Source organism: Actinomycetospora sp., assembly GCF_036497245.1.
In the GTDB taxonomy this organism is placed as follows: Bacteria; Actinomycetota; Actinomycetes; order Mycobacteriales; family Pseudonocardiaceae; genus Actinomycetospora.
In genome coordinates this window covers 25,525-32,510 of the sequence record NZ_DASXJS010000136.1, presented here as the reverse complement: position 1 = coordinate 32,510, position 6,986 = coordinate 25,525, and the positions used below count along the sequence as shown (strand labels likewise).

The window sequence follows — 6,986 nt, the reverse complement described above, 5'->3', positions numbered from 1 at the left end:
GCCCGCCGAGTTCAAGTGGGACAGCCTGCCGAAGCCGCGCGAGATCTACGAGTTCCTCGACGCGTACGTGATCGGCCAGGACAAGGCCAAGAAGGCCCTGTCGGTAGCGGTGTACAACCACTACAAGCGGGTCCAGTCCGGCGACGACCGGCCCGGCGACGAGGGCGTCGAGCTGGCCAAGTCCAACATCTTGCTCCTCGGCCCCACCGGCTCGGGCAAGACGTTGCTCGCCCAGACGCTGGCCCGGCTGCTCAACGTGCCGTTCGCCATCGCCGACGCGACCGCCCTCACCGAGGCCGGTTACGTCGGCGAGGACGTCGAGAACATCCTGCTCAAGCTCATTCAGGCGGCGGATTACGACGTCAAGAAGGCCGAGACCGGGATCATCTACATCGACGAGATCGACAAGATCGCGCGGAAGAGCGAGAACCCCTCGATCACCCGAGACGTCTCAGGCGAGGGCGTGCAGCAGGCCCTGCTGAAGATCCTGGAGGGCACCACGGCGTCGGTGCCGCCGCAGGGCGGTCGCAAGCACCCGCACCAGGAGTTCATCCAGATCGACACCACGAACGTCCTGTTCATCGTGGCGGGAGCGTTCGCGGGCCTCGAGAAGATCATCGCCGAGCGCGTGGGCCGCGGCGGCCTCGGCTTCGGCGCGGACATCCGGTCCAAGGCCGAGATGGAGTCCGCCGAGTGCTTCGGCGACACCATGCCCGAGGACCTCATCAAGTTCGGGCTGATCCCCGAGTTCATCGGCCGCGTGCCGGTGGTGGCCTCGGTGTCGAACCTCGACCAGCCGAGCCTCGTCCAGATCCTCACCGAGCCGCGCAACGCGCTGGTGAAGCAGTACCAGAAGCTCTTCGAGATGGACGGCGTCGAGCTCGAGTTCGACGAGGACGCCCTCGGGGCGATCGCGGACCAGGCCATCCTGCGCGGCACCGGCGCGCGCGGCCTGCGGGCGATCATGGAAGAGGTCCTGAACCCCGTCATGTACGACATCCCCAGTCGCGACGACGTCGCGAAGGTGGTCGTCACCGAGCAGACGGTGAAGGAGAACGTGAACCCGACGATCGTGCCGCGCCAGCCGGCCCGTCGGGAGCGTCGCGACAAGTCGGCCTGATCCTCTCCCGCCGCGGGCCCTTCCGGGGCCGGCGGCGGGGGCGCTCACAGGTGCGGGTAGGTCTCCCGGCTCGGCTGGGCGAACGGCAGCGCGGGCGGCGCCACGTGCGCCCCGAGGAAGTCGATCACCTGCGGAAGGATCGTCCCGTAGTAGGTGCCGTCGTGGCGCCCGGGACTGATCCGCGAGAACTGCGGGTGGGCGAGCTCGATGTAGCGGCGCACGGGCGCCGCGAACGCGTCCTTGTCGCCGCACCAGACCCCGGTGGGGGTGCCCGCGAGCTCGGGGTAGAAGCGGAGCGGGTCGTTGGCCGCCCAGTCGGCCGGCCCGGCGAACGGGCGCTTCGCCGCCACCCGCCAGTCGGTGAACAGGCCCGGGGACATGGCGGCCACCGCGCGCACCGGGGCTCCTCGGCGTGCCCGCTCCCGGCCGTAGAGCAACGCTCCCGCTCCGCCCATCGAGACGCCCGCGGTGAGCACCGGCACGCCCTGGGTGGCCCGGGCGACGCCGCGCTGCAGCATCCACGTCGGGAGCTCGTCGAGCATCATGCGCATCGGGTCGTCGTCGGGGTGGAACGGGTGCCAGTAGTTGTCGCCGCCGTCGAGCGCGGCCACCGCGAACGGCGGCACGCCCGAGGCCCAGGCGTTGCCCAGCACCCGACGCATGCCGGGATCGCCCCACCACAGGGCATTCCCGCCGAGCCCGTGCATGCCGACGCAGAGCGGGAGCGTGGCGCGGTCCCGGCCGGGCGGGGAGGTGATCACCAGCCGGACCGACCGGTTGCGGGCGACCGAGCGCACCCACTCGACGGTGACCGCCGCCTGGGTGCCTCGCACGGGCCGGGCGGGCGCGGGGACGCGCTGCGGGACCGGGGCGGGGGTCTCGACCGAGCCGACCAGACCTGCGCCGCCCGCGGCCAGGGCTCCGACGCCGACCAGGGCACCGCCACCGACGAGGAGCCGACGCCGGGTCAGCCGGGTCCGGGGCGGGGTCGAGGGTTCGGGGGTCAGCGGTCCGGGGTCGGGCGGGCCGGGATGCGGCGATCCGGGGATGTCGCATGCTCCCTGTTCGTCCTGCCCCGACACGCCCGCACCCCCCTCATCAGATCCGATGTCCGCAGCCAGGACCGATCATCCCGCTCGGAGCACTCATCGGTGGCGCGGCCCGCCGTCGTTACCTCGGACCCGCGATCAGCCGGCGTCGTCATCGATGCCGGTGACCCGCGAGGCGCCCGCGTAGATGTTCATCGAGCGGCCACGCAGGAAGCCGACGAGGGTCATGCCCGCCTCGTCCGCCATCTCGACCGCGAGCGACGACGGCGCCGAGACCGCGGCCAGCGCCGGGACTCCCGCCATCACGGCCTTCTGGGTCAGCTCGAACGAGGCCCGACCCGAGACCATGAGCACCGTACCGGCGGCGGGGACCCGCCCGGCCAGCAGGGCGTGGCCGAGGACCTTGTCCACCGCGTTGTGACGCCCGACGTCCTCCCGTGCCACCAGCAGGGCACCGTCGGCGGTGAACAGACCCGCCCCGTGCAGCCCGCCCGTCGAGTCGAACACCTTCTGGGCCGCCCGTAGCGCGTCGGGCAGGCCGAACAGCACCTCGGCGGGCAGCTCGACGGGGTCGTCGGCCGGCGGGAACACGGTGCGGGTGCGCACGGCGTCGAGCGAGGCCTTGCCGCAGACCCCGCACGAGGACGTCGTGTAGAACCGCCGCTCCACCGAGTCGTCCGGCGGTGCGACGCCGGGCGCGAGGGCGACGTCGAGGACGTTGTAGGTGTTGCGCCCGGAGTCGTCGAGCGAGTCGCAGTAGCGGGCGGTCCCGATGTCCGCGGGCGAGGTGATCACGCCCTCGGTGAGCAGGAACCCGTGCGCGAGCTCGACGTCGTGACCGGGGGTGCGCATCGTCACCGCGAGCGAGCGCCCGTCCACCCGGATTTCCAGCGGTTCCTCGGCCGCGAGCGCATCGGGGCGCTGGTTCACGCCCTGCTCCCGGACGCGGATGACCGGGCGCCGCACCGTCACTCGTCCCATGTCGGTTCCTGCCTTCCCGATCTGCGTTTCGCGCCCCGAATGGCTGATCGTGCTGTCCGGTGCAATAGTCCGATGTCACACCGTTGTCACACCATGGGTTCGGGCGTGGAGGTCGCGATGGGTTTCCTGGATCGTTCCGCCATCGTCGCACCGCCGGGGTGGAGTCGCTGGCTCGTCCCGCCCGCGGCGCTCGCGGTGCATCTGTCCATCGGGCAGGCCTACGCGTGGAGCAACCTCAAGACCGGGCTCGGCACGGGCCAGGGCAACCTCGGGTTCTCCGGCAGCGCGACGGCGCTGCCCTTCCAGCTCGCGATCGTCATGCTCGGGCTGTCGGCCGCGTTCGCTGGCACCACCGTCGAGCGCCGGGGCCCCCGCTGGGCGATGCTCGTCTCGACGATCTTCTTCTCCGGCGGCTTCCTGGTCTCCGCCCTGGGCATGGCCCTCTCGCAGTACTGGCTGGTCGTCGTCGGTTACGGCTTCTTCGGCGGCATCGGTCTGGGGATCGGCTACATCTCGCCGGTCTCGACGCTGATGAAGTGGTTCGCCGACCGCCCCGGCATGGCCACCGGGATCGCGATCATGGGCTTCGGCGGCGGCGCGCTCATCGCCGCGCCGATCGAGACGAGCCTCGTCGCCACGTTCGGCAAGACCTACAGCGGCTTCTCCATGACCTTCCTCGTCATGGGGATCGGCTACGCCGTCTTCATGTCGATGGGATGGCTGCTCGTGCGGGTCCCGGCCGACGACTGGCGCCCGCCCGCGCCCCCGTCCAGCTCGGCGGCGCCCGCCGGGTCGGGACGCGCGGTGTCCGCCGCGACCGCGATCAAGCTCCCGCAGTTCTGGTTCCTGTGGGTGGTGCTGTGCTTCAACGTCACCGCGGGCATCGGCCTGCTCGAGCGCGCCAACCCGATCTACCAGGACTTCTTCGCCACCACGGGGACCACGACGCAGATCGCGGCCGCCGCCGCCGCGTTCGTCGCGATCCTCTCGCTGGCGAACATGCTCGGGCGCTTCGTCTGGTCGTCGGCCTCGGACGTCATCGGGCGCAAGAACATCTACCGCATGTACCTCGGGGTCGGCGCGCTGCTCTACCTCGTGATCCTCACCCTCGGCGAGGGCAACAAGGTCGTGTTCCTGCTGGCCGCGCTCCTGATCCTCTCCTTCTACGGGGCCGGCTTCGCGACGATCCCCGCCTACCTCAAGGACCTCTTCGGCACCTACCAGGTGGGTGCGATCCACGGCAGGCTGCTGACCGCCTGGTCCGCTGCCGGCGTGCTCGGCCCGCTCGTGGTGAACGCCATCGTCGACGCCCAGGGCGACCAGCCGGGCCCGGCGAAGTACACCGTGTCGTTCATCATCATGATCGGCCTGCTCGCCATCGGGTTCGTCGCCAACGAGCTGATCCGCCCGGTCGACCCGAAGCACGACGTCACCGAGGGCGACGAGACCGCCGCCGCCCGCGAGGAGGCCGCACGATGAGCCAGCCGACCAGCCAGACGACGAGTCCCTCGCGGACCGTGATCACCATCATCGCCTGGGCCTGGGTGATCATCCCGTTCCTGTACGGGGTCTGGCAGCTCGTGATCAAGCTCCCTGCGCTGTTCTGAGGGCGTCGGAGGGGAACCGGACGAGTCGTAGGATTCACCGGTGATGCGGTACGAGCCCTGGGCCATCCCCGACGGCGTCTCCTCCTCGGAGACCGACGCCGCCGGCGACACCGACCCCGACGAGATCGCGCAGCTGCTGGCGGCGGCGGGCGGTGAGAACAACCCCGGTGGGGCGGCGATGGCCGACGCGCTCGTGCGCACCGGGCCCGACCCCGACGCCGTGCCTGCCGCGGAGCACGACACCCCCGAGGACCTGGCCGCGCTGCGCGAGGTGGAGGCCGAGCTCGACCAGCGCTGGCCGGAGACGCGCATCGAGCCCTCCCTCGACCGGATCCGCGCGCTGTGCGACGTGCTCGGCGAGCCGCAGCGCTCCTACCCGGTGGTGCACGTCGCCGGCACGAACGGCAAGTCGTCGGTCACGCGCATGATCGACGCGCTGCTCACCCGGATCGGCCCGCGCACCGGGCGGTACACCAGCCCCCACCTGCAGCTGGTCACCGAGCGGATCGCCCTCGACGGCCACCCGATCTCCGCGCGCCGCTACATCGAGACCTGGCGCGAGATCGCGCCGTACGTGGGCGTGGTCGACAAGGCCCGCGACGCCGTGGACGGCGTCCACTGCTCGAAGTTCGAGGTGCTCACCGCGATGGCGTTCGCGGCCTTCGCCGACGCCCCGGTCGACGTCGCGGTCCTCGAGACCGGCCTCGGCGGGTCCTGGGACGCCACGAACGTCGCCGACGCCACCGTCGCCGCCATCACCCCGATCGGCATCGACCACGTCAACTACCTGGGCTCCGACATCACGGGGATCGCCAAGGAGAAGGCGGGGATCATCAAGCCCGGCTCGGTGGCGCTGCTCGCCCAGCAGACGCCCGAGGTGGCCCAGGTGCTGCTGGAGCGCGCGGTCGAGGTCGACGCCGAGGTGGCGCGGGCCGGGGTCGAGTTCGGCGTCACGGAGCGCTCGGTGGCCGTCGGCGGGCAGCAGCTGCGGCTGCAGGGACTCGGCGGCGAGTACGACGACATCTACCTCCCCCTCTTCGGCGAGCACCAGGCCGGCAACGCGGCGCTCGCCCTGGCCGCGGTCGAGGCCTTCTTCGGGGCCGGCGCGTCGCGGCGGCTCGACATCGATGCCGTCCGCGAGGCGTTCGCCGCCGTGCGCGTGCCCGGCCGGATGGAACGGCTGCGCTCCGCGCCCACCGTCGTCGTCGACGCCGCCCACAACCCGCACGGGGCCGCCGCCGCGGCGACCGCGGTGCGCGGCGAGTTCTCGTTCCGCAAGCTCGTCGGTGTCGTCGCGATCATGGGCGACAAGGACGCCGACGGGATCCTCGCCGCCCTCGAACCGGCGCTCGACGAGATCGTCGTGACGGGCATGTCCTCCCCGCGCGCCCTCGATCCCGACGAGCTCGGCGGTCTCGCCGTCGGGCGGTTCGGGGCCGAGCGGGTCGTCGTCGAGACCCGGATGGACGCCGCCCTCGAGACCGCGATCGGCATGGCCGAGGAGACCTCCGACGACGACGAGCCGGTCTCCGGCGGCGGAGTCCTCGTCATCGGGTCCGTCGTCGCGGCCGGCGAGGCCCGCACCCTGCTCGGGCGGGATCCGCTGTGAGCGAGCAGCAGGACGTGCGCCGCCCGCCCGACGCGCGACGCGCCTTCCGCGGCCCGGCCAGCGCGTGCCTGGTGCTCGAGGCGATCGCCGTGCCGCTGGTGCTCCCGGTAATGGCGCGCGTGGAGGGCGGTGTCACGCCGCTCAAGCTGACCCTGGTCCTCGTGCTGACGGTCGGGATGATCGTCGGCTGCGTCGTGATCCTGCGTCCGTGGGGCCTCGCGTTCGCCGTCGGGCTGCAGGTCCTCATGCTGCTGGGCTTCGTGCTCTCGGCCTCGCTCGGACTGATGGGGCTGGTGTTCTGCCTGGTCTGGGGGCTCATGCTCTGGATGCGCCGTGAGGTGATCCGGCGCCAGGCGGCCTGGCCGGTCGACTGACGCGCGCCGGCGCGGGCGGGCAGTGCTCCGCAGCCGGCCAAGAGCTCTGGCCACGCTAGGCACTTGATCTTGCCGAGCGCGGCAGATCAGCTCGGACCGGAACGAGCGACTCGTTCGTGCATATAGAGGCCACGAACGAGTCGTTCGTTCCGGCACTGCACGGCGCTCGCCGGGCGGCGGGTGGGATCGGGTGCCGCGCTCGGCAAGATCAACTGCCTAGCGTCGATGCCTCGGACCGCCTCCCGC

General features: G+C 71.8%; 7 protein-coding genes. 5 read left to right on the top strand and 2 right to left on the bottom strand.

Translation table 11 applies throughout. The features are described from left to right. A partial coding sequence (clpX, locus tag VGI02_RS14340; RefSeq protein ID WP_331628066.1) for an ATP-dependent Clp protease ATP-binding subunit ClpX occupies positions 1 to 1,120 on the top strand: 1,120 nt, incomplete at its 5' end. Positions 1,121 to 1,164: 44 nt separating this feature from the next. Here clpX and VGI02_RS14335 read toward each other — a convergent pair. Both VGI02_RS14335 and fdhD read right to left on the bottom strand, forming a co-directional pair. After that, positions 1,165 to 2,202: an alpha/beta hydrolase gene (locus VGI02_RS14335; protein WP_331628065.1), complete on the bottom strand. Its 1,038-nt coding sequence runs from the start codon at positions 2,200 to 2,202 to the stop codon at positions 1,165 to 1,167. A 105-nt stretch (positions 2,203 to 2,307) separates the two neighbouring features. Then, on the bottom strand, positions 2,308 to 3,150 hold the full coding sequence (gene fdhD / locus VGI02_RS14330; protein WP_331628064.1) for a formate dehydrogenase accessory sulfurtransferase FdhD: 843 nt from the start codon (positions 3,148 to 3,150) through the stop codon (positions 2,308 to 2,310). 93 nt (positions 3,151 to 3,243) lie between these two features. Here fdhD and VGI02_RS14325 point away from each other — a divergent pair, with 93 nt between their 5' ends. Genes VGI02_RS14325 through VGI02_RS14310 form a run of 4 tightly spaced genes read left to right on the top strand, consistent with a single transcriptional unit; the run spans position 3,244 to position 6,740 of the window. After that, entirely contained in the window at positions 3,244 to 4,629 is a 1,386-nt protein-coding gene (locus VGI02_RS14325) for an OFA family MFS transporter (protein ID WP_331628063.1), read from the top strand. Beyond that, positions 4,626 to 4,757: an MFS transporter small subunit gene (locus VGI02_RS14320; RefSeq protein ID WP_331628062.1), complete on the top strand. Its 132-nt coding sequence runs from the start codon at positions 4,626 to 4,628 to the stop codon at positions 4,755 to 4,757. The genes VGI02_RS14325 and VGI02_RS14320 overlap by 4 nt, the downstream gene beginning before the upstream one ends. A gap of 43 nt (positions 4,758 to 4,800) precedes the next feature. Further along, entirely contained in the window at positions 4,801 to 6,366 is a 1,566-nt protein-coding gene (folC, locus tag VGI02_RS14315) for a bifunctional tetrahydrofolate synthase/dihydrofolate synthase (RefSeq protein ID WP_331628067.1), read from the top strand. After that, positions 6,363 to 6,740 (top strand): DUF4233 domain-containing protein, encoded by a 378-nt coding sequence (locus VGI02_RS14310; protein ID WP_331628061.1) that lies wholly within the window; start codon positions 6,363 to 6,365, stop codon positions 6,738 to 6,740. The genes folC and VGI02_RS14310 overlap by 4 nt, the downstream gene beginning before the upstream one ends. The last annotated feature ends 246 nt before the right edge of the window (positions 6,741 to 6,986 follow it).

What these genes read in the sequence shown, in the direction of transcription:
- fdhD (WP_331628064.1), bottom strand. Translation starts at nt 3,150, where the DNA reads ATGGGACGAGTGACGGTGCGGCGCCCGGTCATCCGCGTCCGGGAGCAG.
- VGI02_RS14320 (WP_331628062.1), top strand. Translation starts at nt 4,626, where the DNA reads ATGAGCCAGCCGACCAGCCAGACGACGAGTCCCTCGCGGACCGTGATC.
- folC (WP_331628067.1), top strand. Translation starts at nt 4,801, where the DNA reads ATGCGGTACGAGCCCTGGGCCATCCCCGACGGCGTCTCCTCCTCGGAG.
- VGI02_RS14325 (WP_331628063.1), top strand. Translation starts at nt 3,244, where the DNA reads ATGGGTTCGGGCGTGGAGGTCGCGATGGGTTTCCTGGATCGTTCCGCC.